This window comes from Luminiphilus sp. nBUS_07, assembly GCF_051201685.1.
Taxonomy (GTDB): Bacteria; Pseudomonadota; Gammaproteobacteria; order Pseudomonadales; family Halieaceae; genus Luminiphilus.
Genome location: NZ_CP179213.1, coordinates 1,775,584 through 1,800,473, shown reverse-complemented (window position 1 = coordinate 1,800,473; position 24,890 = coordinate 1,775,584). Strand labels below are relative to the sequence as shown.

Sequence of the window (24,890 nt, the reverse complement as noted above, 5' to 3'; positions counted from 1 at the left end):
CAGCGAAGGGCCAAACAGTGTCGACATAACTCCTGTTTTTTTAACCGCGGTGCACAGTACGTAACCGCATGCCCCGGACAGTATCGACGATTTCATTCCACAACCACTGATGAGCAGGGGAGGCTTGAGTTCGTCGATGAGCTACAAGTGCATAGTCAACGTACTGCGCATCTTCCGGCGGCAGCGGCAGCGCAACTACGTCCCGAGTTGCCCCCTGATTCCTTGCTAAATAAGCAGGGCAGACCAAAGTGAAGTCTGTCTCTCTCAGTATTTCTAGGGCCGTGAGAAGATGCGACGTCTCAAGCATGGCAACTGAACCCGCTTGCAGCTGAGCATGAGGCGATAGAGGTAGCTCAGTATCATTGCGATCAGACACGTATAGGCTGATGGCAGGGTATTGTGTGAGGAGCTCACGGGTTAATGGTTTGCTGGCTAAAGGGTGACCATCTCGCACAAACACTGCCAGTGGCGACCCGCCCAATGATTGGAAGCGAAATTCTTCAGGATAGTCAGAACGAGTGAGCTGGACCGCGAAGTCGAGCCCCCCTGCAGCAAGCTTATCGAGCTGGCCTTCCACCCGCGTAATGGTTCGCAGGCTCAGCCCGGGTGCAATTTTTTGTAATCGCGCCGTTAGCGGAGGTAGTAGTGAAAGGCCCACGTATTCAGAGATTGCGATCGTGATCTCACCTTTATAGGTGTTCGGTGAAAAATCGCCAGCCTCGAGGAGCGCCTCGGTAGCTGCTAACAGCGCGGGCAGCTCTGCGGCGATGGATTGTGCTCTAGGCGTCGGTTGAATTCCGCGTTTTGAGCGTACAAATAATGGGTCATTAAATGTGTCTCTCAGGCGTCCCAGAGTTTTTGACATCGCTGGCTGAGTGATTGACATACGTCTAGCCGCTGCTGAAACGCTGCATTCCTCCAGAAGAATTTGTAGAGAAACCAATAGGTTAAGGTCGACTTTTGCTAGCTTTTTAATGTCCATGAGGACGATAATGCCACAAAAGAATATAAAAGATAAAACAAATACATTTGATTTATGTGCCGGCGAGGCCACAATAGCACCATTGATGTGACCCCGCCGATCGGTGAGCCCTGTGCTCCGATCCTGGTTCACTCAGGTCCTTTTAAGTTTTTAACCCGCCTTCAGGCGGGTTTTTTTTTGCCGGAAGGGTTTACACTTAAAGTATGATTCTGGACACCCCATTGCGAAGCTCTGTACCACTGCCAACGGTGTTTTTTTTTGCACTGGCAAGCCTCTGGCACTCCCTAGGCTTCGCTGGCGAGCCTCAGCCTTGGGGCATCCATGTGTTGTGGCCTACTGAAGCAGTAATTGACAGGTCCCTCTCAACAGAAGCTTCTCCCTTAACCGTGCGACGCCGACTTGATGCAACCGCCGAGCAGATTCAAAAGCTAGAGGCTGTTGTAGGACCCTATTCCCCAGAATTGACTGCGCCCTTGACCGCGGCAGCGCGTGAAGCGGAGGAATATGGGGCCAATGACGCTGCGCTAGAACTCTATCGATGGGCACTCCACAGTACGCGGATAAACAGTGGATTGGGTAGTGCCGATCAGCTGCCCTTGCTCGAAGGCATCCTTGAACTGCTTCGCGATCAGGGAGATCCCGCTGAAGTAGGGCGCCAGATTAACTACTTTTATCGGTTACTGGGCAGAGGCGCAGAGCCCTGGTCGGAACAGCGCTTGCAAGCCTCTATTCGATGGCTATCGGTTCAGAGTGAAATCCTCGCGAGCAGCCCTTGGCAAGGTAAAGAATCCGATGTTTTGTTTGTGGTTAATCACGGTAAAGAGATGACCGACGCTGTCTGTGAGAGCTCTCAGTGGCAGAAGCCCTGGTGCAAGTTGTTCAGTCTTGAAGTCCTCAAGCTTTACTACTTAATCGACTTTAATGTGGATCCTTTGGTGGTCGATAGTTTCGGCGTTTCTCGAGACCGCTATGCCAACCCTTATCAGCAAGGCGTTCAGCAGAACCGAGAGCAGTCGCCTGGAGAATATCGGCTTCGCAATGTTGAAAGCACGCTGGGGTCAACGGCGAGAGGTTTAATCGATCGCGCACTGAAGCTGTTGCCCGAAGATGGATTGTTGCTACATGCCAAGGCTGACTGGCTGCTGCTACGGGGACGTCACTCGCAAGCGATGCAGATTTACCAGCAGCTACAACTGCAGGGGAGTGTAGACTTTTCGAAACCCGGACCTTTGCCTGAAGTTCCCAAGCTGAGTCGCGATCATCGATTTAGCCGTGAATGGGCGATCCTCAATGTCAGTGCGGAGGTAAGCCAGCGGGGTAATCTTAGAAATGTTGTCGTGATTGCGCCTGAGCCATCCGAGGAGAAATTGACAGGGTTCGCTAGGCGGCAATTACGAAGTATGCGCTTTAGGCCCGCCTTGTCTGAGCTGGGCGAGACGGTAGAGGCCCCTGTCGCTTGGCGGGTGGAAGTATTGCGGTAAATTTTTGGGCTACTGGTTATTGATTACCAGTAGCGCGCCAGTGGCTTTTAGCTTGCCCTTGAGTGACCAGTGAATGAGGTCGCCTCCGTGGCGATTAATCGCCTTCTCAGCCATTTTATGAAAGGTGGGGCGTTCTGGATCTGCGATAACGATTTGACCGACTCCAGCATCAATCGCACGATCAATTAACTTACCTACAGGCTTGACTAGATCGTCCCAAAAACAAACATCCGCCGCCACTAAAAGATCAAAATCGGCTAATTGAGGCTTCTTTAATGCCTCAAAGCGTCGCACTAAAGGCGTAGTGGAGACTTTGTTGAGTTCTGCTACGGCTTTCAGATAGGGAAAGACTGCAGGGTCAGCGTCAAGTGAGACAACCGAAGCGCCCAATTTTTTTGCACACCAGATACCCGTAATGCCCCAGCCGCAGCCAGCATCTAAAACCGCGTTTGCACTTTCGGGTGGATGCTTATGGAGGTAATCCATGATGAGAAAGCTTGATCGCCACAGCTTAGTGCCGTGTATCGAGGGCTCGTGCCCCTCGCGTTTCACTCTTCTGATAACTTTATGGCCGGCCGTTGGCAGCGTCACACCGCGAAACTTTCGCTCCGTTACACGGACTTTTTTCCCTTCACTCAATGCCTCGGTCATACGGCCTTAACGCCTTCGGCTTGTGGACCTCGGTCACTAGCCCGCACTGAGTAAGCGACACGCTGACCCTGCTTAATACCGCGTTTGGTTAAGCCTTCTACATTTCGGTAGTGCACAAATACTTCAGCACCATCGTCGCCGACAATAAAGCCAAAGCCTTTCGTGGCATTAAACCATTTGATATTTCCCTCGTTGGTGCTCTCCTGCGCGCTTGCTTGCTTTTTAGGGGCGCGAGGGGCCGGCATGTTGAGGTCGCCGATGACAGCGCATGCAACCGCCAAGACGACCAACCCAGCAAGATGAATCCAATGGGTAGGGAAGAACTGCGCCGTGATCAGATAGATGACAAGGGCAATTAAATCGTTGATGACAAGCCTGCCAACAAGACTGAATTTTTGTGGGTGCGTAGACATGAGACTTCCGGTTTATAAAAAGGAGCAGAAGTCTATCAAATCCTGACCGCTTGTTGGTGCTACGGTTTAGTAACTTCTTCCGCCTGCAACCCTTTGTCGCCTTTTGCGAGGGTAAACTCAACAGCATCTCCCTCGTTCAGGGAGCGGTAGCCATCTCCTTGAATTGCTCGGAAATGCACAAAAATATCTTCATCACGATCAGACATCGTAATGAACCCAAAACCTTTTGCATTGTTGAACCACTTCACAACACCGGTTTGACGCTCAGACATACGCCTCTCCTTATTTTTATAAGACGTTATTACCAGTATCGCGTCATTAGTGCAATCCCTCCAGACGCTGCAGTTGCGTAGTGATGGCTTGAACTGCATCTTCAGCGGCCTGTTGTTTATGTCGCTCATTGGCAACCACGGCTTCGGGGGCGCGGTCGACAAAGCTGGCATTTGAGAGTTTTCCCTGAATTCTTGTCAACTCTCCCTGCTGCTTTTGCAGTTCTTTATTGAGGCGAGCCCGCTCTGCTTCAACGTCGATAACTCCAGCCATGGGCACCAATATTTCGAGGTTGCCGCAGAGAGCTGACAGTGACGGCGGCACTTCAGCGTCGGAGCTTAAAAAGGTTATTGACTCTAGACGGGCCAGCTTGCGCAGATAGGCCTTGTTGTTTGTAAAACGCCTTTGATCATCGTCTGTCGTGTTGCGGACCAGAATGTCGAGCGCTTTGCCCGGCCCCAGCTGTGCCTCTCCTCGAATTGTGCGAATCGCAACAATGACACCTTGTAGCCATGCCACTTCTGACTCGGCCTCAGCATCGGATTCTTGACCGTCAAAGTTAGGCCAAGGTTGGAGCATAATGGTGTCTCCTGACTTATCTGCTAGAGGCGCAATGCTTTGCCAAATTTCCTCTGTGATAAAAGGCATCATGGGGTGCAGAAGGCGGAGGATGTTCTCAAGCGTTGTAACCAGCGTATGACGCGTCACAGTCGCCTGATCGGGATTTGCCTCCGCATCCCAAAGGATGGGCTTTGAAAGTTCAAGATACCAGTCACAAAACTCGTTCCAGACAAAGTCGTACAAGGTTTGCGATGCCAGATCGAAGCGATAGTTTTCAATCGCCTGTTCGCAGTCTTTCGCAGCCGTGATTAGTCGGCTCATAATCCATCGGTCAGCCAAAGAGGGTTCGGTTGCAGACGGCGATGGTGTGAGATCCTCGCAATTTCCCAAAACATACCGAGCAGCATTCCAAAGTTTATTGCAGAAATTCCGGTATCCCTCCATGCGCTGCATATCAAACTTGATATCACGACCCGTGGAAGCGAGAGAATAAAAGGTAAAGCGCAAAGCATCGGTGCCATAGCCAGGAATGCCCTCAGGGAAATGCTTGCGAGTTTGTTTGACGATGCGCGCTGCCATCTGTGGCTGCATCATTCCTGCCGTTCTTTTGGCCTCTAGGCTTTTTAGATCTATGCCATCAATAAGATCTATGGGATCAATGACATTTCCCTTGGACTTCGACATCTTTTGGCCTTCGCCGTCTCTCACCAGACCGTGAACGTACACAGTGTGGAAGGGCACCTCGTCACAAAAATGTAACGACATCATGATCATGCGTGCGACCCAAAAAAATATAATATCGAACCCTGTCACAAGCACCGACGTAGGGTGAAACTTCGCCATTTCGGGCGTCTTATTAGGCCAGCCCAAGGTAGAGAACGTCCAGAGAGCTGAAGAAAACCAGGTATCTAAAACGTCGTTGTCCTGCGTGAGCTCGACGGTATGATCGAGTTCGTTGCTGGCTCGCACTGAAGCTTCATCGGAACCCACATACACATTGCCCGCATTGTCATACCAAGCTGGGATTCGGTGCCCCCACCAGAGCTGTCTGCTGATGCACCAATCCTGAATGTCGCGCATCCATGCGAAGTACGTATTTTCCCATTGTTTGGGCACAAACTTAATTGTTTCATTTTCAACGGCAGCGATAGCAGGTCCCGCAAGTTTTTTAGCATCCACGTACCATTGCGGCGTTAACCACGGCTCTACAACCACACCAGAGCGATCGCCTCGTGGGACCTTCAGCAGGTGGTCTTCGGTTTTTTCGAGCAGCTGCAGAGCATCAAGATCTTTAATGATCTGTTCTCTGGCTGCGTAGCGATCGAGACCTTGGTAAGCCGCTGGAGCGGCGTCACTAATTGAGGCGTTTCGCGTTAGGATATTGCGCAAGGGCAGGTCGTGTCGCTGGCCCATCTCGTAGTCATTAAAGTCATGTGCAGGTGTGATTTTGACGCAACCAGTCCCGAACTCAGGATCTACATAGTCATCGGCGATAATAGGAATTTCTCGGTCGCAAAGCGGTAACGACACGGTTTTGCCAATGAGCGCCTGATAGCGGTCATCGTCTGGATGAACTGCGACTGCTGCGTCACCTAACAGGGTCTCCGGCCTTGTAGTGGCGACCACGAGGTGGCCAGAGCCATCACTCAGAGGATAGCGTAGGTGCCACAAGAAGCCTTGTTCCTCTTCCGACACCACTTCAAGGTCCGATATTGCTGTGTGCAATTTTGGGTCCCAGTTAACTAAACGTTGACCACGATAAATAAGACCTTCGCTGTAAAGTTTGATGAACACCTGCTGAACGGCATCGGACAAACCTTCATCCATAGTAAAACGTTCACGGCTCCAATCCGCTGAAGCCCCTAATCGTCTGAGCTGCTGAGTAATGGTCCCGCCTGATTGTTCTTTCCAAGCCCAAACCTTGTCGATAAAAGCGTCTCTGCCAATATCCTCTCGCTTGATGCCGTCGGCCTCTAGCTGTCGTTCGACGAGCATTTGAGTTGCAATTCCAGCGTGATCGGTGCCCACCTGCCAGAGCGTATCGGCCCCTTTCATTCGGTGATAACGGATGAGGGCATCCATGATGGCCTGTTGAAAGCCATGACCCATATGCAATGAACCCGTTACGTTCGGTGGCGGTATGGGTATCGAAAAAGAGGTCTCGCCGCCCTGAGGAGCAAAGTAACCACTTTGCTCCCAGGTGTCATACCATCGCTTTTCAATATCGCCGGGCGAAAAAACCTTTTCCATAATGCTGTTCCGATTTTGGTACTAAAAATGTAGGCGCTGTGAAGCCGTCAAAGATCATGTTTTTGCAGAGGATAGCCACGATCCTTGTAAAATCGCCACGACTCTCGCATAGCTTTTAAAGCGGTTTCTTCTTGAGTCACTAGTTCGGCGACTCGTTGAAACCGAGAAAAAAAAGCGGGCGGGGTGAGGGCAAGATTTATTAGGACATCATCATGGCTGCTGGGCTCTTGTCCCCAACCAAGAACTACTGGCCCTTCAGACCCCTCTTTCAGTGAGTGGTGTGGGATAAAGCTTCCGGGGCGGAATGTCCACAAAAGCTCGTCCAACAACGCTGCTTCTGACTCACTGCCAGTGTTTATAAACAGGCTATGCCCTTGACGGTGGGCTTTTTCTGTAAGTCGAGCAGCAACCTGCAGACGAGCCTCAGGGCTAGCGTCTGCAACCACATAAAAGTCGACGCGAGTCATAGGTTATGCGCCAGCACGGGCTCGCAGATACTCGACAAGCATGGGAACTGGCCTTCCGGTAGCTCCTTTCGGCGCACTCAGAAATGAAGTTCCCGCAACATCTAAGTGCGCCCATTTGTACTTCTCCGTAAACCGTGCCAGAAAACACGCGGCAGTAACACTTCCCGCGGTACCAGCACCGATGTTTTGCATATCTGCGAATCTTGAATCAAGCTGCTTTTGGTATTCCTGCCAGATCGGCATTCTCCAGCCACGATCTTGACTGCGTTGCCCAGCCGCCAGCAGCGCATCAGCCAAGTCATCGTCGTTAGCGAAAATGCCGCTCGCCTCGTGCCCCAGCGACACAATAATAGCGCCCGTCAGGGTCGCGATATCCACGACCTCTTTCGGCTTGTAGCGTTCAACGTAGGTTAGTGCGTCACACAGCACCAAACGGCCTTCAGCATCGGTATTGAGGATCTCGATGGTTTGGCCACTCATGCTTGTGACAACGTCCCCAGGTTTAGTGGCGCGACCGCTGGGCATGTTTTCAGCCGCAGCAACTATGCCCACTAGATTGATGGGTAAGTCCAAGTTAACCGCAGCCTGAACTGTACCAAAGACTGAACTGGCACCACCCATATCAAACTTCATCTCGTCCATTTTCCCGCCTGGCTTGAGAGATATTCCGCCCGTGTCAAAGGTGATTCCCTTCCCCACGAGAGCATATGGCGCTTCCTTTGCTTTCCCGCCTTTGTATTCCATGACAATCAATTGCGAGGGCTCGTCACTGCCATGTCCCACGGACAGGAGTGAACCCATACCGAGCTCGCGCATCTTTTTTTCATCGAGAACCTTTACCGTCAATTTGGCGTGCTTTCGGCCTAATGCTCTTGCCTGCTTAGCGAGGTAGGTTGGCGTACAAATGTTAGCGGGTAGATTGCCCAGTTGGCGGGTAAAGTTGACGCCTTCACCGATGGCCACGCCTGAGTTGAGTGCCTTTTTTGCTTGCCCGATTGGTAAAGCGGATGGCGCTGAGACACTGGCTTTTGCCAAAGTTGGCATGTTCTTCGGTTGACTTAATGTTTCGCTGTAGACATAGCAGGCCCATAAAATTTCGGTCGCCAGTGTTTCCAGCAACTGAGCGCTGTCTTCGGCGGCCAGCGGTAGGCCATCTAGGGCTATGTGTGCCTCACGAGCCTTCGTGCTGGCTAAATTTTTGCCTGCGGCCTGGGCTAGCTTTTTACGAGCAGACTGATCAAAGTCTTCCTCGGCACCGCAACCTAGCAGGAGGATTCGCTGCACACGGTCATTACCCATAAGTGCCAAGGACGAGCCTGTTTCGCCGCTAAAGTCGCCAAGCTTTGAGGCGCGATTAATGGCACCTGCCAATTGAGCATCCAATTCTGCAAGATACCCCTCCAACTTCTGACCTTTAAACATGGGTAGCACAAGGCAGGGGGTAGAAAGCTTGGCAGGATTAGCGGCCTTGCGAGCCGTGAACGATGGTTGGGACATGAAAACTCCATTAGAGGACAAATAAATTGATGTAGAGGTGCATAGTGTATGGTGTCTGGCGCCGTAACAAAATATATTCAGCACAAACCATTGATCCTTATGACTAACTGATGCGCATTTTCGTATATTTGACCCGAGATGTGGCCACGCACACGCTGGCGGTGTCCTTTGTTCTTTTTCTCGTGGTTTTTAGCGGCCGCTTTATAAAGTATCTCGCGGAAGCGGCGATGGGCAGCCTATCTGCCGACGTTTTACTGCCAGTCATGCTGTTCAAACTGCCCAGTTTTTTTGAATTAATCCTACCGCTCGCGCTTTTTATCGGAATTCTGCTGTCGCTTGGACGAATGTACGCAGAGAGTGAAATGGTCGTGCTTAAAGCTTGCGGAACCAGTCCAGCTCGGCTGGCGGGTTACTTGCTGGTGCCTGGCGCCCTCATAATGTGCCTCGTTGCACTTTTGACCTTATATTTGGGGCCCGAGGGTTCAGCTCGGGCACAGCGACTTTTGGACAACCCCCGGAATGCCGAGGGTCTGCAACTCATGGCCGCAGGGCGATTTAAGTCCCAGCGTGGGGGTGAATTAGTGACCTACACTGAGCGCATTGATAAAGCCGGCGTCATGCACAATGTTTTTGTCGTTGAGGAACAATCGGGTACTGATGCCACCCAAGTCACATTGGCCGAGGAAGCCGAAATAATAACCGACGCCACCACCAACAGGCGTTATCTCGAGTTGCGTGGTGGGACTCGTTACAGTGGAGTGCCGGGTGAACCTGCCTACGAGGCAGTCGCATTTAGCCGGTTTGGCGAACTCATTCCTGAGAAGCGCGATAGCTTGCGTGCTTCTACGCGCATCGACGCAACGCCTACCGCCGAACTGGTTACCAGTGATGATCCTAGGAAGCGGGCTACCCTTTGGTGGCGACTGTCGCTACCGTTTTTGGTGCCAGTGAGCGTTGTTATCGCCTTAGCGTTGAGTAAAACGGACTCCCGCAGAGGGCGTTATGCGCGCCTCGGGCCTGCACTAGCATTGTTTTTGGTTTACTTTTTAGCGCTCACACAGGCTCGCTCCTTCATGGAGTCAGGCGGTGGCGGCGGCGCAATGCTGGTAACACACCTGTGTTTTGCGGCGTTTGCCGTTTGCCTGCTTTATTGGGAATCTCTTTCCCTTGGGATTTTTGGGAAGAAACATGGGTCAGTTTGATCGTTATCTAGCCGGGAGTGTTTTGGGCGCTACGTTGGGAGTGCTCGCGGTACTGGTTGGTCTGGACGCGTTGAGCTCGGTCATTGACGAGCTAGATGACGTGACTGCTGATTATGCTTTTTCGGATGCATTGATCTATGTGGTTTTTACACTCCCCAGACGCCTACATGAGTATGTGCCCTTTGCCGCCTTAATAGGGGCTCTGGTTGGGCTCGGCCGTCTTGCCGCAACCAGTGAGCTCACTGTGGTGCGAGCAGCGGGGCGCTCACTACCTCAGTTGGCGATTGCAACGCTAAGACCTGCATTAGTCGTCGCCGTCGTCGGATTTTTGATAGGTGAGTTTGTATCGCCTGTTTCGGAGCAATATGCCGTCAGTCATAAGGCCTTAGCTCAGGGCTCTCAAAGCAGTTTTACTGGCCGCGGTGGTGTTTGGAATCGTGATGGCAACACTTTTATCCACGTTTCAGCGGTAGAGCGTGGCGGAATCATTCACGGCGTACAATTGCTTACCTTCGACGACGAACGTCGGTTGACGCGCAGCCTACGCGCAGAGCGAGGCACCTATCAGCGTGGGCAGTGGCTACTGGAAAAAATATCGCGTACAGAACTCACTCAGGACCGTGCAGTTACGGACACAGTGACCCAGCAAGTCTGGAAAACTGAAGTGACGCCGCAACTCTTGGCATTGGAGGCGGTAGCACTCGACAGTCTGCCGACCCGCGAATTGTGGCCGTACGCGCAGTATTTACGCAAACAAGGCCTCATGTATAGGGATGTTGAACTCGCCTTCTGGCGCAAAGTTCTTCAGCCTTTTGCCGTGGCGGGATTGGTTCTCGTTGCCATGTCGTTTATTTTTGGTCCGCTCAGAGAGGGTAGCCTGGGTGCTCGTATTTTTACGGGTGTAATCGTCGGCGTGGTGTTTCGTATTTCTCAAGATTTTTTCGGCCCCGCAAGCCTCATTTTTGGATTGCCAGCTATCCTTGCGGCGGCGATGCCTATTTTAGTTTGCTGGATTGCAGGAGGGTGGTTGCTAACTCGAGACACCTAACGATCTCGACTATTGGGCCTTTGCTTCTTTTGCGAACCGCTCCAAGTGGGTTTTTGAAATTAAGTCGTGCCAAGTGCGGTTCTGTGGATGGAAAAACATCCACCAATAGCCCGCGCCAAAGAGTAGAAAACTCAGGCACGCGGCGACACAGCGAATGTAGGCTTGTTTGACGCTGGCAGGTTTTCCCAGATCGTTCACTAATTTTATGCGCCAAGCTTGCATCCCCAGTGTTTGGCCGCTTTTGTGCCAAAATATGACGAAGAACGTCATGATGATCAGAAGCGATGTGCTTTGCATGATCCAATCTGGAACCGTCGGTCTCGCGATAGAATCGGTAGGTCCAAATACTGATACCAGAACGAACGCGTTGGCCATGAGTAATGGCGCCACAAGAAAGGCATCGTAGACCATAGCGAGCAGCTGGCGCCAAGCCTGTGATTTGGCGAGATGGGGCACTCAGCTGTCCTTGCTTGGGGCCAAATGCAGGTGATCGGTATTTGGGTTGACGGGTTTCGAAACCCGCTTAATGGTAGGAATCAACTCTCCCGTCGGGGCGAGATCAAAAGCCTGATCAGAGGAAATGCGAGTCTTCATCGTCGATGGCGATAGCAAAAGTTCGCCAGCAGGGGCAACTTCTAGAGGAACCTTAACCTCGACTGTATAAGGTTTGTCGCTGGGTCGTGAGGACACCTTGTCTATGGGCTCATAATCTACAGGTATGTCGGCATCGACTTGAGATTGAACCTGAATGAGCTCGGAGGGAATCGTCGGCGCCTTAGCCTCAAATACCGCTTTTTCTTGCGAGGAACCGTCAAGGACTGCTGAACCGGTTACCGCGGGGGTGCTCTGAGACGTTGTATGGCGCTGTACTGCGACCTGAAGTCCAGCGTCAGCCAGGATCTTGCGAAAGTGGAGTGCTGAGGCTTTATTGCACTGTTTTTTCACCCGTCGACGTGTTCCATTTAAGAGCTGGTCAGCCATACTGACATCGAGTTTAAACAGGTCCGCCAATTTGGCCACTGCGTCTCCGCGCTTGCATCCAGGAAGAATTTCCCCAGTCAAGTAGATGTCGAAAGTGGATTCCATGGGTGGTATCGCCCAACACTCCGCTGATTAAATGAATTTAAATGTTTCGCGACATTAAAAATTCTGGCCTAACTTGCAGTAATATGCAATGAGATAGATTCTTAACAAGTCCGCTGGTTTCAAGGAAGGGAGTATAGCCCCATGGTCGTGCAAGACGAAATAGAAGCTCGACTCACTGACAGCTTGTCACCACTTGAACTTGAGGTCAGAAATGAAAGTTTTATGCATAACGTACCGGCGAACTCTGAGACACATTTTAAGGTCACCGCGGTTAGTCGTGAGTTTAACGGCCTCAGAAAGGTGAGGCGTCACCAGCTTGTCTACGGTTTTTTAAGTGACCTCATCGCTGGGCCAGTGCATGCGTTAGCACTCCATTTGTACACCCCCGACGAGTGGCAAGAGAGCCTTGGCGTACCAGATTCACCGAACTGTCACGGTGGTGAAAAATAAGCGCTCAATCGGGACAGTGGCACGTACCAAACGCCCCCCGTAGCGGCTCTGGCAGATATGATACCCACGAGCTTGGCTTGCCCGCCTTTCATGCTCATGACCGCGCCTCCTGATGCCCCCGTGTTGAGTTCGCAATCAGTTTGCACCCACGACGCGCTGTGTTGAGTTACCGTGCAAGTGGTCGCAATTTTTGACCAGATAGCGTCCGCTTTGAGGCCTGAGCGCTGATAACCTGACATGGTGACAGAGCGCCCAGGTGCGAGGTCGGTAAGGGCGAAAGGCATGGCAGACACATCAGCGACGCTTGGGTCTACCAGATAGGCAATAGCCCAGTCGTGGTTCATTCCTCCACCGTGGGCGCCCAGGCGTAATTCCTGCCACGCTCCGTTGAGCCAAACTTTTGGAGGTTGGGTGAGATCCATTTTGCCGTCAAAGCAGTGCCAAGCAGTCAATATCATGCCCTTGTTACGGTCAACGAGTGTGCCTGAACAGTCCTCCGTAACGTGGTAGGCGTTAGCGCCGTGAAAGCGTTGTAGCGGTATATTCAAGCGAACAATCGCTGCGTAGGGGTAGGGCGTGGCCCTCAAGATTTCTTGAGATAGATTCTTCGTGGGATTCGCTGTGGCCTGCTGGCAGGTCAACACCAAAAAAAAGCAAGCGACTAATGCATGGCGTCGCATCACAACTGTTGCTGCACTTTCCGCATTGACTCGATTTTGGCCTGGTGATTCGCGCTGGCCTCTTCTATCTGAATGCTGATCACTTGGGTTCTTCATCCAAGCGGCAGATAGCGTGCGAGGCTTGTAGAGTGGTCGACGGGTAATGTAACTCCAGACTGAAAGCAGTGGTGCAGTCAAAAAACACCTTGAATGACTGCACCACCAAATCCACGGCGGGCTGTTACATTCCGGTTTGAGGAAGTTTTTGCATCGCAATCGCTAGCGCTTCGGTGTAAACAACAACGACGGTTTCACCCAGTGATACGCCTTCAAATTTTACCGCTGGAATGCCGCCGACGGTGTGCATTTTCCCACGGCTATCTTTTATCATGACGAATCCCGCCTCAGCATCGAAAGCTTCGATGGAGCAGACAGCGCGCACCTGGCGAGCGGCACCAACGGCTGGGTGGGCAGGGTTCTCATCAATAACGCCGTCTTCTAAGACGACCCAGGGATTGGCCAGCTCCTCTTCGGTTGGCTCACGAACTTCGCCATGCAATGAGGCTAAGTATTCCGCTGCAACTCGATCACCCACACTGAGGTCTGAGATCTTTACAATTTTTTCTTGAGCAACGACGGTAACGTGCTGCCCTTGAGGCCCGACTAACGTCACCTCTTTGGTTTCAAGATCAATTGCAGAAATTTCTGCTTCGATGGTGGCTACTACCGCGCGGGTTCCCTCGGCTTTGGGCTGGTGGTGTTCATGGCCGCCTTCGTGATGGGCAGCATAGAGTGCCGGAGCGACCAAGGTAAGCATTACAGCAATAGTGCGGGCTAAGAGTTTCATGTTGATTCCTTTATTTTCAATTTAACGTATTGGCTGTGCCTTGCGGCCGTGATGGCCGAAGCGAGGTGAGTGATGCCCCTCAATCGGTTTGTTTATGACTACAATATTAGCACTTACAACGGCCTCCAACGCGCAGTGTTTGGACTCCCATATTTAAAAGGTGTCTTTCCACTCACGTAGCCCCGCAAAAACCGCATCACCGTCAGTGCTAGAAGATCTAGACTCTGCGACTAATTTTTCGATGACACTGGCTGCGTCCCAGCGCATGAAAGGGTTTGTTGCAATTTCGTCAGCTAGCAGCGACGGTACTGTGGGAATGTTTCGTTCACGCAGCGACTTACAATCTGCTACGCGCGCTGCAAGTGCGGCATTGTGAGGATCAGCGCTCAGGGCAAAACGGAGGTTTGCCAAGGTATATTCGTGGGCACAGTAGATTTTCGTGTCAGGGTTTAGACCGCGAAGTTTAGCCAATGAACTTCTCATCATTGGGTGGGTCCCCTCAAAAACCCGGCCACAGCCTCCGGCGAACAGCGTATCGCCACAGAACAGCACCCCATCGCCTTGGTATGCAATATGATCCAGTGTGTGCCCCGGCACCTCTATAACCTGCAGCGTCTGCCCTAGAACCTGAAGCGTGTCGCCTTCACTCACTCGATAGGTCACCGGCGTGATTTTTGGATTTGCTGGCGCCCAAACCTCACACTTTGTCGCATCTACAAGTTCCGCGATACCACCAACATGGTCAAAATGATGGTGGGTGATCAAAACCCCTTTCAGCGTCAGACTGCGCTCAGACAAGGCCTCGAGGACTGGCGCGGCATCACCGGGATCAACGACCACCGCGTCGGTGTCGTCGTGCAGCAGCCAAATATAGTTGTCTGAAAAGGCCGGGATAGGTTCAATAGTCAGCATTGTCGTCATGTGCATACTCGCTACGGGTGGGGTACTACTAGTCGGGGGGTTGCCGCAACCACCCGGGTGCAGCTATCGTGCCACGATGCGTCGTTTCTTTACAATCCGCCCGCAAGCGTCCCCGCGTCCAGCCCTAGAGCATTGGTACGCTCACACGCCCCTTGGCCAGCGGCTAAAAGCGCAATTGGTCAAGGACATGACCGTGGTTCTCGATCAGTGGTTTGGGTATCACCTGTTAGTCATTGGTCCCGACGCGGATATCCCGATCAGCAACCTGACGCGGGTTCGCCGCGTAACGCAGGTGTTAGACCGTCAGCAAAATCCCCGTGAGGGCTGCACTGGGATCTATGCAAACGATGAGGAGCTTCCCATCGCCACTGAATCCATTGACGTGGTGGTTGTAATGAATGCCCTTGATCTCAGTGCTGATCAACACCAGTTGTTGCGGGAAGTTCATCGGGTACTGACGCCCCATGGCCATCTTCTTGTCGTTGGTGCCAATGGCTTGAGTCTCGCTGGTTTATGGCGGCGTGTTGCTGGCCTTTGGTCAGGTTTTCGATCAGCTGCTGGTCGTGAACCGGGTCCAAGACGGCTGGAAGATTGGCTAAAACTGTTGGACTTTGCTGTGGCACCAGTGCGCCACAAGCTCGTGATCCCTGCTGCGGGTAATAGCCGCTGGGCGCGTTGGCTAATTGGCATTGATGAGTGGATGGTCGACCACAACATACCTTTGGGCTCAACCTATCTGATGTTCGCTGATAAACTGGTTAGGGGTAATACCAAGATGCATTCTTTTGAGCGTACTCGAGCGCGACTCATGGGGCTATCGGTCCCCAATTCCGTGGTAGGTACGCGGGGCTCTGCGACACGCAGCCCGCTAAGGCCTGTTGAATGAAACACGTTGAAGCGTTCACAGACGGTGCTTGTAAGGGCAATCCCGGGCCAGGAGGTTGGGGCGTCTTACTGCGGCTTGAGGGTGAGTCCCGTGAATTGTTTGGAGGCGAGAGTGCTACAACTAACAATCGCATGGAGCTTACAGCCGCTATAGAAGCTCTCGCGGCACTATCAGAAACGTGCACGGTAGAACTCACAACCGACTCTACTTACGTTAAAGATGGTGTGACTCGCTGGATGGTCAACTGGGAGCGTAATGGCTGGCGAACAGCTGCCGGGAAGCCGGTAAAAAATCAAGATTTGTGGCAGGCGCTGAAGGCACAGGTAACCCGGCATCAAGTGAATTGGCACTGGGTAAAGGGCCACAGTGGGCACCCTGAAAACGAGCTGGCGGATACGCTCGCCAATCGCGGGATATCGGAGCTGAAAGGGTGAAGCGGCAGGTCGTACTAGATACTGAAACAACGGGTTTGGAAGTTAGTCAGGGGCATCGCATTATTGAAATAGGCTGTGTTGAGTTGATCAACCGTCGCTTGACAGGACGGCACTTTCACCAATATATACAACCTGAGCGGGATATTGATGCGGGTGCCTTGGCCGTACATGGCATAACGCCAGAATTTTTGGCCGACAAACCCACATTTGATCGCATCGTTAAGGACTTCCTTGGCTTTATCGAAGATGCCGAACTCGTCATCCATAACGCCCCTTTCGACGTGGGCTTCATCGATGCTGAGTTCATGCGCCTCGATCGTAATCATCCCAATACCGCCTCGCTGTGCTCTGTTGTCGACACCCTAACATTGGCTCGATCCAAACATCCCGGCCAGAGAAATAGCCTAGATGCTCTGTGTCAGCGGTATCACGTAGATAACGCATCCCGAACCCTGCATGGGGCACTCTTGGATGCTGAAATCCTTGCTGACGTTTACCTGACCATGACAGGTGGGCAGACCACGCTTGGTCTTCATGATGAGCAGAGCGAGGAGGGTGGTGGTGCTGGGGGTATTGGGAGAATCAGACGGCTCAATGCAGACCGCGCAGCGTTACCTGTGTTGTGCGCAACACCTCAGGAAGTGGACCGCCACGAAAGTCGCCTCGACCAAATAGCAACCCACAGTGGCGGTACTGTGTTGTGGCGGGAACAGTGAACAGAAGTTCTCCAGCGCCTATCCCGCACACCACCAAAAGCAAAACTGCCCTGTGGTGTGTCTAAATAAACAAGTAAACCGCACCCAGGCCGACTGAGCCCAGAACGACGGTGTAGGGCAATGCCATCACCACCATTCGACCGTAGGACAAACGAATCAATGGTGCGACCGCAGACGTTAGCAAGAATAAGAACGCGGCCTGTCCGTTGGGCGTCGCAACACTGGGGAGATTCGTCCCTGTATTAATCGCCACCGCTAAACTGTCGAATTCAGCGCGGGTAATCTCTCCAGCATCCAGAGCCGCTTTGACCTCGTTGATGTATACCGTAGCAACGAAGACGTTGTCAGAAATCATCGACAGCACGCCGTTTGCGACAAAAAACATAGAAGGGCGGATACTGGCATCTAGGTTAAGCACCCAATCGATGACTGGTGTGAACAAATGCTGTTCGTGAATCACAGCGACAATGGCAAAAAAGACAACCAGCAGTGCGGTAAACGGAAGGGCCTCTTCGAAAGCATGGCCAATTTGGTGCTCCTCGGTGATTCCGTTAAACGCAGTGAGCAAGACAATTACCAGTAACCCGATAAGCCCTACCGCGGCTAGGTGCAATGCCAAGCCAATGACCAATATGACGGCGACGCAAGCCTGTATAACGAGTTTTGCATTGCTACGTGGGCTGGCTTTGGCCATTTCTCCTTGCTGGAACTCCTCTAAGACGGTTCGGACTCTGGCGGGGAGTTGCGCGCCATAGCCAAATGAACCCGTCATTTCTAGTAGTAGGCAGGTCACTAAACCCATGGCGAGAACTGGCATGGTTACCGGCGCCATGAGAATAAAAAATTCAATGAAGTCCCAGCCGGCGACAGTCGCGATCAATAAATTCTGTGGCTCTCCGACCAGGGTGCAGACCCCACCCAGCGCGGTACCCACGGCACCATGCATCATGAGACTTCGTAGGAAGGATCGGAAATTCTCCAGGTCTTCGCGATGATGGTCATGAACGCTGTTGTCATCCGCATGATCATGGTCATCCTCGCCGTGATGTTTGCCCGACGCGACCTTGTGGTAAACCGAATAAAAGCCCACGCTCACACTGATGAGAACGGCTGTGACCGTGAGGGCATCCAAGAATGCAGAAAGCACTGCGGCAACCAGCGAGAACAACAGCGACAATACTTTTTTGGATCGTACGTTTAGAAGAATTTTAGTAAATACGAAAAGCAGGAGATCCTTCATAAAGTAGATACCTGCCACCATGAACATTAGCAGAAGGATCACTTCAAAATTAGCCGCGGTTTCGTGGTAAACGGTGTGGGGATCAGCCATGCCGATCACGATGGCTTCGATAGCGAGCAACCCACCGGGCTGCAGCGGATAACAACGAAGCGCTAGCGCGAGAGTGAATATAAATTCTCCGATCAGTACCCAACCAGTAATAAAAGGACCTGCCACGGCAAGGAGGATGGGGTTTAAAACTAAAAAGCCGATGATCGCCTGCTTGTACCAAGTGGGCGAAGACCCCAAAAAGTTATGCCAAAACGCCTGGCGTGCTGATTCTTGCATGGTAGAGCCCTGTGTTGTTTTTAGTCGGGTTGGTTGGGGATATTACGCTGAAAAGGCGGAAAACGATGAGAATGAATGAGTTTATTGGAAAAAGACAGAATTGATATCATGGAAATGGACTTTTGCCGGGTTGTGCCCACCCTCTGGGGTTTCTACTATGCGGCGGCGCACAGGAGAAAGACATGCTTGAAATAAAAACCGTCGACGAGTCACCGGCTGCAGGGGACTATGTATTTATCTTTGCAAAAGACAATGCGGTCGTGTCATTGCAACGTCCACCCGACCAATTTTGGCTGCGGCACGAAGCTGAACAAGCATTTGGTGATGTCGGTGTCGGAGCGCCCTTAGGTTATTGGGCCGGTCGACCCAGCTATGTCGTGGAAGTGGAATCGCAGGGCTTAAACGCGATGGAGCACCTTTCGGGTAATTTATACTCACTTTTCGGACGGGTGCCTGATGCCGTTTTTGCTGCCTATGGTCGAGCGTTGCAGATGCTTTCGTGGAAGCGAGATCACCGGTTTTGTGGGCGTTGTGGTGCTGAAACCATGCTGACAGACGGCAATAAAGCGCTCGCTTGTAAAGCCTGTAACCACAGCTCTTACCCGCGTTTGAATCCCTGTGTCATTGTCGCCGTGGGTAAAGGCGAGCAGTTGTTGCTGGCAACAGCAGCGGGGCGTGCCACAGGTTTTCATAGTACTCTTGCCGGGTTCATTGAGCCGGGTGAATCTGCAGAGCAGGCTGTTATCCGAGAGGTACAGGAAGAAGTAGGCATCAGCGTGACCAATGTAAGATATTTCACCTCACAGCCCTGGCCTTTTCCCAGTCAGTTGATGTTGGGCTTCTTTGCGGACCATGCCGATGGTGACATCGTTATTGACCCTACCGAAATAGCGCATGCAGACTGGTATAGTCGCGACGCGCTGCCGGTGATTCCGCCCCCTCAGTCAATCGCAGGTCAACTGATACACCAATTTTTTGCAGCGCTTTAATCGTTCGCTGTTACTCACGTCTCGAAGGGAGTCGTAATGGAATTTTTTCAGGAAATCGGTCTTTTTCTAGCGGAGGCTGTCATTTTAGTGACCGCGATTATTGTTGTGGTTGTCGCAATAGCCGCGGTGAGTCAGCGCCGACGAGACGGAGAGGAGGGCTTCATCGAGGTCCGCCGACTTAACGACCGCTATACCGCATTTCACGACGCCGTCCGCTCATTTACTGAGCATGCAGAAAGTCGAAAAGTGCGTGAGAAGGCAGAAAAGAAAACGGCAAAGGCAGAGCAAAAGCAGGCCAAGAAAAAGGCGAAGGAGAGCGAGAACGTCGATGACAGTAGCAAAGAGACTGAGGGTGCTGCCCGACTTTTCGTTCTGCGATTCCAAGGCGACATTAGAGCCAGTGAAACAGAAAGCCTGAGGGAGGAAATCTCGGCGATCGCACCAGAACTTCGTCAGGGTGACGAGGTCCTGCTGTGCCTCGAGAGTCCCGGTGGCATGGTTCACAGCTACGGCTTGGCCGCTAGCCAATTGCAACGTATCCGAGCAACAGGCGCCTCATTGACCGTTGCTGTCGATAAGGTTGCCGCGAGTGGTGGTTACATGATGGCGTGTGTGGCGGACCGAATTATATCGGCCCCGTTCGCAGTGATAGGGTCCATCGGTGTGCTGGCTCAGCTTCCAAATTTCCACCGACTTCTGAAGAAAAATGATGTCGATTTTGAGCTGCTAACAGCGGGGAAATACAAGCGAACATTGACGATGTTTGGTGAAAATACTGATGACGGTCGAGCTAAGTTTGTTGAGGACTTAGAGGACACCTATGATCTCTTTAAGGACTTTGTGGCGCTTAACCGTCCGATTGTCGATATTGAAGCTGTCGCCACCGGTGAAATTTGGTACGGGCAGCGTGCCCTAGATCAAAAGCTTGTGGATGAGCTGTCCACCTCGGATGCCTATCTACAAACTCGCCTTGCCGAGACCGAGGCATTTGAAGTTCGGTTTGTCCCTAAAAAAAGTTGGCAGGAAAAATTTGGTATGGCAGCCGAGGCGGGGATCGAACGGACATTTCTGCGCCTTTGGCAACAGGGAGCCAGCCGGTTTTTACCTTAGGGGGGAGGGGGGCGCTCTGCCCGGCTACAGTGAGTTCCCCGCAACAGTGCGTTATCGACCAGCGCTTCTTGATCTTCTCCAGGGGTTGCCAGCACCGCCGCTGAGAGGGTTTGTTCGCAGGCATTTTCTGTCGGTGTTTTCGTGGTTTCACTCAAAAAATACACGATCAGTACAACTGTGGTGGCCAAAACAGCGCTGCTGATAAATTTGCCGCGTTTATTCATGATTCCAGCGCCAATTCGAGAACCGCAGCATGGTGACTGAGATACACACTTCCTCCTAGCTGTCGTAAAAACGCACTGCGCTTGAGGGCGTCCATAACCGGACCTTTAACCTCGCTAAGGTGCAACTTTACGTTGCGTTCCAGTAGGCTCGTGTTGACTGACTGTAGTGCCTCCAATGCGCTCAGGTCTATCGTATTCACTGCAGGACACATCAGTATGACGTGCTCTACACCTTCGCGCTGCTCGAGTTCGGTGTCAACCAGCTCTTCTAGAAACGCGGCGTTGGCAAAATATAAACTTTCATCGATCCTAATGGACAGGATATTGGCGTGAGTCTGCACCTCATGACGGTCGATATTTCGATAATGCTCGGTGCCCGGCACGGTCCCAACGATGGCGAAATGAGGACGCATGGTTCTGTACAAATGAAGTGCAATACTGGCAGTAACGCCAGAAATAACACCAATCTCAACGCCCAGCAGCAGAGTCAGTAATATCGTGATCGCAATGGCCAAGAAGTCTGCGTGATCGTAATGCCAGGCGTCCCTAACGATTCTCCAGTCAATGAGACTGCTGACAGCTATTACGATAGTGGCGGCTAGGGTCGCTTTGGGCAGGTAGTAAAGCGCTGGTGTTAGTAATAAAGCTGCGATTGCAATGCCCAGAGCCGTAAATGCAGAGGCCGCTTGGGTTTTAGCACCGGCATCAAAGTTGACAACTGACCGGGAGAAACCCCCGGTAACGGGAAACCCACCAGAGAATGCAGAGGCGACGTTTGCGGCACCTAAGCCAATAAGTTCTTGATTGGCGTCAATACGTTCACGGCGCTTAGCCCCCAGGGTACGCCCTACCGACACCGACTCGATGAACCCTATGAGAGCAATGAGAAATGCCGGAAGTATCAAGTCGTTAAACACTTCCCAATTAATATGTGGTTGTGCAAAAGCCGGCAGCCCCTGCGGGATGGTCCCCACTACAGCTACACCTTTACTATCGAGGTCTGCCGCGTACGCAATGAGAATGCTCATAATTATGGCTGCAACGGGGGCGGTTTTGGCGAGCGTCTCCGATAGCAATTGACTCAGCCCAAGTTGCGTTAATAGCGCGGCTAAATACCGACGACTCAAGTATAAAAAGAGCAGGCAGAATGATCCGACAGCCAAGGTGTGTAAGTTAGTCATGCTAAGTTTGATCGCAAGGGCGTGCAGCAGCTCAGGTAATGTCTCACCGGGAGCATCGATACCAAGAATATGACTGAGCTGGCTGAGGGCAATGATAATTCCCGACGCTGTAATAAATCCGGATACAACGGGATGAGATAAAAAATTAGTGACAAAACCAAAGCGGAGAAAGCCCAGAAGCAACAGGACGAGCCCGCTGAGTAGCGCTAAGGCGATCGCAGCCGTCGCGTAGTCAACGGTGCCCTGGTGGGCCACTTTGCCCACCGCAGTCGCTGTCATCAAAGAAACAACGGCAACTGGTCCTACAGAAAGAGTGCGGCTGGTGCCAAAAATCGCATAGGCAACGAGGGGCAGGATGCTGGCGTACAGCCCCATTTCTGGTGGCAAACCCGCCAACAGTGCGTAGGCGAGGGACTGCGGAATCAGCATGATAGTAACGATTAAAGCCGCCACAAAATCACTACACATCGTTTGTCGATTGTAGTGACGCAGCCAGTCTTGGCAGGGCAGTCTAATCACGCCGATCGCCGCAGTTCATTTTCTGCCCCGTATCACTGCGGATATCAGGAGTTCTGCTCTGGCTTCACCAGCCATTCCCGTCCTTTTAACATGGCATTCCAGTAAAGCCATGGCAAAGCTTGGGCCTTCAGTAGCCAGGCCAGCACTGATGGATACTGTCCATCAATGAGCCATTTGGGAAAGCTAGGAAGCAGCTTGCCGCCGTATCCGAACTCCGCGAGGACGATCTTGCCTCGCTCTACCGTTAAAGGGCATGAACCATAGCCGTTGTAATGGTTTACCCGGTTACTGGATCCCGCATGAGCGAGCAGGTTGGTGGCCACAACGGGGGCCTGGGCTCTAGCTGCTGCTGCAGTTTTTGCATTGGGGGCACTAATGACGTCGCCCAGAGACCAAACATTTTCGAAATGTTTACTCTGTAGCGTTTCTTGATCTACATCTACCCAGCCGTCTGAATTCGCCAGGGGAGATTGGCGTATGAAATCAGGAGCGCATTGAGGAGGGCAAACGTGGAGCATGTCGTACTCAGACTCTACAAGCTCGCCCTCCTGATTTCTGAAAGTGGCGATCTTCGCAGCGCTATCGATCTTTGTGAGGGTGTGCTGCAGATGTAATGCAGCGTCGTACTTTTCGATGTATTTCATCAATGCCGGCACATAATGCGCAACACCGAACAGGCCGGGGGTAGAGGTAAAGAAGTTAATATCAATATCGCGAATTACCCCCTGTCGAAACCAGTGGTCAGCGGACAGATACAGCGCCTTTTGCGGCGCTCCCGCACATTTTATGGGCATGGGTGGCTGCGTAAAAAGCGCCTTGCCTGACTTGAGGTTTTGCACAAGATCCCACGTATAAGGCGCTGTTTTATAGCTATAATTTGAGGTTACCCCATTGTGCCCGAGAGCGGCTTCAAGTCCCTCCACTCCAGACCAGTTGAGCTTCAACCCCGGGCATACCACTAAGCGTCCGTAGGTGATGTTGGTGCCGTTACTCAGCTCCAAGGCGTTATTACTAGGGTCAAGAATGTTAACTGCAGCCTTGATCCAATTGGCTGCCTTAGGCATGACTGATGCCATGGCTCTTGAGGTTGAGTGGCTCGAGAACACACCGGCTCCTACCATCGTCCAACCCGGTTGATAGTAATGTGTGTCAGCCGGCTCTACGATGGCCACCGACAGGTGAGAAGCTCTGCGTAGAATGCTCGAAGCGGTAGCGATACCCGCGGCACCACCACCCACAATTACAACATCGTATTGCTTGGCTACAGTCATCTCGGATCTCCTGTTAAAAGGTCTTGCTCAGCGATTGATGGCGCCGGCGACGCTTCTTTGGGTAGTTCAGTCATATTTATACCCCCAAAACCATTCAAGGGTACTTTAAGAAAAAACCGGTCATCTTTATCAGCTGCAGGAATGAGTCCCGCCCGCATGTTGATCTGTAAGGACGGCAGTATCAGCGAGGGCATGCCTAACTGCACATCTCGGGCCTCTCGCATGCACACGAAGTCCTCCGCCTGAATATCGCCGCCCACATGAATGTTCTTTTCTCGCTGCTCGGCAACGGTGGTCTCGTAAGCGAGTTCCCGGTTCTCAGGCTGATAGTCATGACAAACAAAAACCCGCGTTTCCCCGGGTAAAGCCAGTAGTCGCTGAATAGATTGGAATAGGGCGGTCGCGTCACCACCGGGAAAGTCACATCGCGCAGTGCCGGCATCGGGCATAAACAGGGTGTCTCCAACGAACAAGGCATCTTCTAATAAATACGCCATGCAGGCAGGTGTGTGGCCTGGCACGTGCATAGCAACGCCCTTCAAGTGTCCCACCTCAAAACTATCGCCGTCAGCAAACACGCGGTCAAATTGGCTACCGTCTTGAGCGAAATCTGATCCTTCGTTGAAAACCTGTGCAAAGGTGTTCTGTACCTGGGTGATCTTCGCACCAATTGCGATTTGGCCTCCCAGGGCCTTTCGGATATAGGGTGCCGCGGTGAGATGGTCTGCGTGAACGTGAGTCTCTAAGATCAGGTCAACGGATAGTCCCGCGTCGCGCACGTAACCAATCAGGCCTTCTACAGTCTCCGTGCTTATGGTCCCTGAAGCGTAGTCAAAGTCCAAAACCGGATCGATAATGACGCAGTGCCCTGTGGTTGGACAGGCGACAACATAGGAAAGCGTGGAAGAATCTGGGTCGAAAAAGTGTTTAATGAGCATTGGGTTTCCAGAGTAATGTAGATGTCCGCACTTTAATTATAACCTAATAACGTTTAGTTATGTTGGCGGATGTGCCTAATCGAATCTACGTGTTTGAATTGCTGATGAAATAAACCTGAAAATCGGATGTTAAATGCAGCGCAGTTAGAAGGTTAAACGCAGTCCGGGTAGTGGAATACATGGCAGCGACTCTTAAGGGCCTGTCCCTATGAGCATCATTATGAATACGCATAATGTATATTATGTTAAATTATGGAGAGGCACAGGTGC

Annotated in this window: 26 protein-coding genes; 9 read left to right on the top strand and 17 right to left on the bottom strand. The window is 52.1% G+C overall.

Translation table 11 applies throughout. The features are described from left to right. Window positions 1-40: 40 nt before the first annotated feature. A complete protein-coding gene (locus ACMAZB_RS08000) occupies window positions 41-1,114 on the bottom strand; it encodes a LysR family transcriptional regulator (protein WP_435216366.1) in 1,074 nt (357 codons plus the stop codon). 89 nt (window positions 1,115-1,203) lie between these two features. Between ACMAZB_RS08000 and ACMAZB_RS07995 the strand changes: the two genes are divergently transcribed. Continuing rightward, complete coding sequence (locus tag ACMAZB_RS07995; protein ID WP_435216365.1) at window positions 1,204-2,463, top strand: hypothetical protein; 1,260 nt, start codon at window positions 1,204-1,206, stop codon at window positions 2,461-2,463. A 9-nt stretch (window positions 2,464-2,472) separates the two neighbouring features. Here the strand turns inward: ACMAZB_RS07995 and ACMAZB_RS07990 are convergent, their stop codons facing one another. From ACMAZB_RS07990 to ACMAZB_RS07965, 6 genes are read right to left on the bottom strand one after another with little or no spacing between them, the layout of a single operon-like run. Then, window positions 2,473-3,114 carry a class I SAM-dependent methyltransferase gene (locus ACMAZB_RS07990; RefSeq protein WP_435216363.1) on the bottom strand — a complete coding sequence of 214 codons (642 nt, stop codon included), beginning with the start codon at window positions 3,112-3,114 and terminating at the stop codon, window positions 2,473-2,475. Beyond that, entirely contained in the window at window positions 3,111-3,527 is a 417-nt protein-coding gene (locus tag ACMAZB_RS07985; protein ID WP_435210793.1) for a cold-shock protein, read from the bottom strand. Before ACMAZB_RS07985 ends, ACMAZB_RS07990 begins: the two co-directional genes overlap by 4 nt. A gap of 59 nt (window positions 3,528-3,586) precedes the next feature. After that, window positions 3,587-3,799, bottom strand: a complete 213-nt coding sequence (locus ACMAZB_RS07980) for a cold shock domain-containing protein (RefSeq protein ID WP_435210791.1) — start codon at window positions 3,797-3,799, stop codon at window positions 3,587-3,589. A 46-nt stretch (window positions 3,800-3,845) separates the two neighbouring features. Next, window positions 3,846-6,608 carry a valine--tRNA ligase gene (locus tag ACMAZB_RS07975; RefSeq protein WP_435216361.1) on the bottom strand — a complete coding sequence of 921 codons (2,763 nt, stop codon included), beginning with the start codon at window positions 6,606-6,608 and terminating at the stop codon, window positions 3,846-3,848. A 47-nt stretch (window positions 6,609-6,655) separates the two neighbouring features. Beyond that, window positions 6,656-7,075, bottom strand: a complete 420-nt coding sequence (locus tag ACMAZB_RS07970) for a DNA polymerase III subunit chi (protein WP_435210787.1) — start codon at window positions 7,073-7,075, stop codon at window positions 6,656-6,658. 3 nt (window positions 7,076-7,078) lie between these two features. Beyond that, window positions 7,079-8,572: a leucyl aminopeptidase gene (locus ACMAZB_RS07965; RefSeq protein ID WP_435216360.1), complete on the bottom strand. Its 1,494-nt coding sequence runs from the start codon at window positions 8,570-8,572 to the stop codon at window positions 7,079-7,081. 110 nt (window positions 8,573-8,682) lie between these two features. On the opposite strand from ACMAZB_RS07965, the gene lptF reads away from it, so the two are divergent. Beyond that, window positions 8,683-9,774, top strand: a complete 1,092-nt coding sequence (lptF, locus tag ACMAZB_RS07960; protein ID WP_435216358.1) for an LPS export ABC transporter permease LptF — start codon at window positions 8,683-8,685, stop codon at window positions 9,772-9,774. Further along, on the top strand, window positions 9,761-10,822 hold the full coding sequence (lptG, locus tag ACMAZB_RS07955) for an LPS export ABC transporter permease LptG (protein WP_435210782.1): 1,062 nt from the start codon (window positions 9,761-9,763) through the stop codon (window positions 10,820-10,822). The genes lptF and lptG overlap by 14 nt, the downstream gene beginning before the upstream one ends. Window positions 10,823-10,831: 9 nt before the next feature. Here lptG and ACMAZB_RS07950 read toward each other — a convergent pair whose 3' ends face one another. Both ACMAZB_RS07950 and ACMAZB_RS07945 read right to left on the bottom strand, forming a co-directional pair. Continuing rightward, window positions 10,832-11,278, bottom strand: a complete 447-nt coding sequence (locus tag ACMAZB_RS07950) for an RDD family protein (RefSeq protein WP_435216356.1) — start codon at window positions 11,276-11,278, stop codon at window positions 10,832-10,834. Then, entirely contained in the window at window positions 11,279-11,908 is a 630-nt protein-coding gene (locus ACMAZB_RS07945; RefSeq protein WP_435210779.1) for a hypothetical protein, read from the bottom strand. 141 nt (window positions 11,909-12,049) lie between these two features. Here ACMAZB_RS07945 and ACMAZB_RS07940 point away from each other — a divergent pair, with 141 nt between their 5' ends. Continuing rightward, window positions 12,050-12,358, top strand: coding sequence for a BolA family protein (locus ACMAZB_RS07940; RefSeq protein WP_435216355.1), 309 nt, complete (start codon window positions 12,050-12,052; stop codon window positions 12,356-12,358). Here the strand turns inward: ACMAZB_RS07940 and ACMAZB_RS07935 are convergent. The 3 genes from ACMAZB_RS07935 to gloB all read right to left on the bottom strand — a co-directional run bounded on the left by ACMAZB_RS07935 (window position 12,340) and on the right by gloB (window position 14,785). Beyond that, window positions 12,340-13,215 carry a trypsin-like serine peptidase gene (locus ACMAZB_RS07935; protein WP_435216353.1) on the bottom strand — a complete coding sequence of 292 codons (876 nt, stop codon included), beginning with the start codon at window positions 13,213-13,215 and terminating at the stop codon, window positions 12,340-12,342. The two genes, ACMAZB_RS07940 and ACMAZB_RS07935, sit on opposite strands and share 19 nt — an antisense overlap. A 43-nt stretch (window positions 13,216-13,258) precedes the next feature. Further along, complete coding sequence (locus ACMAZB_RS07930; RefSeq protein WP_435210773.1) at window positions 13,259-13,864, bottom strand: hypothetical protein; 606 nt, start codon at window positions 13,862-13,864, stop codon at window positions 13,259-13,261. Window positions 13,865-14,017: 153 nt separating this feature from the next. Then, entirely contained in the window at window positions 14,018-14,785 is a 768-nt protein-coding gene (gene gloB / locus ACMAZB_RS07925; RefSeq protein ID WP_435216351.1) for a hydroxyacylglutathione hydrolase, read from the bottom strand. Between the two features lie 187 nt (window positions 14,786-14,972). On the opposite strand from gloB, the gene ACMAZB_RS07920 reads away from it, so the two are divergent. Genes ACMAZB_RS07920 through dnaQ form a run of 3 tightly spaced genes read left to right on the top strand, consistent with a single transcriptional unit; the run spans window position 14,973 to window position 16,821 of the window. Further along, a complete protein-coding gene (locus ACMAZB_RS07920) occupies window positions 14,973-15,671 on the top strand; it encodes a methyltransferase domain-containing protein (protein WP_435210770.1) in 699 nt (232 codons plus the stop codon). Further along, window positions 15,668-16,105 carry a ribonuclease HI gene (gene rnhA / locus ACMAZB_RS07915; protein WP_435210768.1) on the top strand — a complete coding sequence of 146 codons (438 nt, stop codon included), beginning with the start codon at window positions 15,668-15,670 and terminating at the stop codon, window positions 16,103-16,105. Before ACMAZB_RS07920 ends, rnhA begins: the two co-directional genes overlap by 4 nt. Next, window positions 16,102-16,821, top strand: coding sequence for a DNA polymerase III subunit epsilon (dnaQ, locus tag ACMAZB_RS07910; RefSeq protein ID WP_435216349.1), 720 nt, complete (start codon window positions 16,102-16,104; stop codon window positions 16,819-16,821). Before rnhA ends, dnaQ begins: the two co-directional genes overlap by 4 nt. A gap of 61 nt (window positions 16,822-16,882) precedes the next feature. On the opposite strand, the gene nhaB is transcribed toward dnaQ, so the two are convergent. Continuing rightward, window positions 16,883-18,388, bottom strand: a complete 1,506-nt coding sequence (gene nhaB, locus ACMAZB_RS07905; protein WP_435210764.1) for a sodium/proton antiporter NhaB — start codon at window positions 18,386-18,388, stop codon at window positions 16,883-16,885. A 182-nt stretch (window positions 18,389-18,570) separates the two neighbouring features. On the opposite strand from nhaB, the gene nudC reads away from it, so the two are divergent. Next, the gene (nudC, locus tag ACMAZB_RS07900) at window positions 18,571-19,377 is read left to right on the top strand and encodes an NAD(+) diphosphatase (protein ID WP_435216347.1); all 807 of its coding nucleotides are present in this window, start codon (window positions 18,571-18,573) and stop codon (window positions 19,375-19,377) included. Window positions 19,378-19,413: 36 nt separating this feature from the next. Continuing rightward, window positions 19,414-20,487 (top strand): protease SohB, encoded by a 1,074-nt coding sequence (sohB, locus tag ACMAZB_RS07895; RefSeq protein WP_435216346.1) that lies wholly within the window; start codon window positions 19,414-19,416, stop codon window positions 20,485-20,487. On the opposite strand, the gene ACMAZB_RS07890 is transcribed toward sohB, so the two are convergent. The 4 genes from ACMAZB_RS07890 to ACMAZB_RS07875 are packed head-to-tail and all read right to left on the bottom strand — an operon-like array spanning window position 20,484 to window position 24,620. Further along, window positions 20,484-20,711 (bottom strand): hypothetical protein, encoded by a 228-nt coding sequence (locus ACMAZB_RS07890; protein WP_435215932.1) that lies wholly within the window; start codon window positions 20,709-20,711, stop codon window positions 20,484-20,486. The genes sohB and ACMAZB_RS07890 overlap by 4 nt on opposite strands. Next, window positions 20,708-22,411, bottom strand: coding sequence for a SulP family inorganic anion transporter (locus ACMAZB_RS07885; RefSeq protein ID WP_435216344.1), 1,704 nt, complete (start codon window positions 22,409-22,411; stop codon window positions 20,708-20,710). Before ACMAZB_RS07885 ends, ACMAZB_RS07890 begins: the two co-directional genes overlap by 4 nt. Window positions 22,412-22,455: 44 nt before the next feature. Beyond that, entirely contained in the window at window positions 22,456-23,682 is a 1,227-nt protein-coding gene (locus ACMAZB_RS07880; RefSeq protein ID WP_435216342.1) for an NAD(P)/FAD-dependent oxidoreductase, read from the bottom strand. Next, window positions 23,679-24,620, bottom strand: a complete 942-nt coding sequence (locus ACMAZB_RS07875; RefSeq protein ID WP_435216340.1) for an MBL fold metallo-hydrolase — start codon at window positions 24,618-24,620, stop codon at window positions 23,679-23,681. Before ACMAZB_RS07875 ends, ACMAZB_RS07880 begins: the two co-directional genes overlap by 4 nt. Window positions 24,621-24,890: the final 270 nt, after the last annotated feature.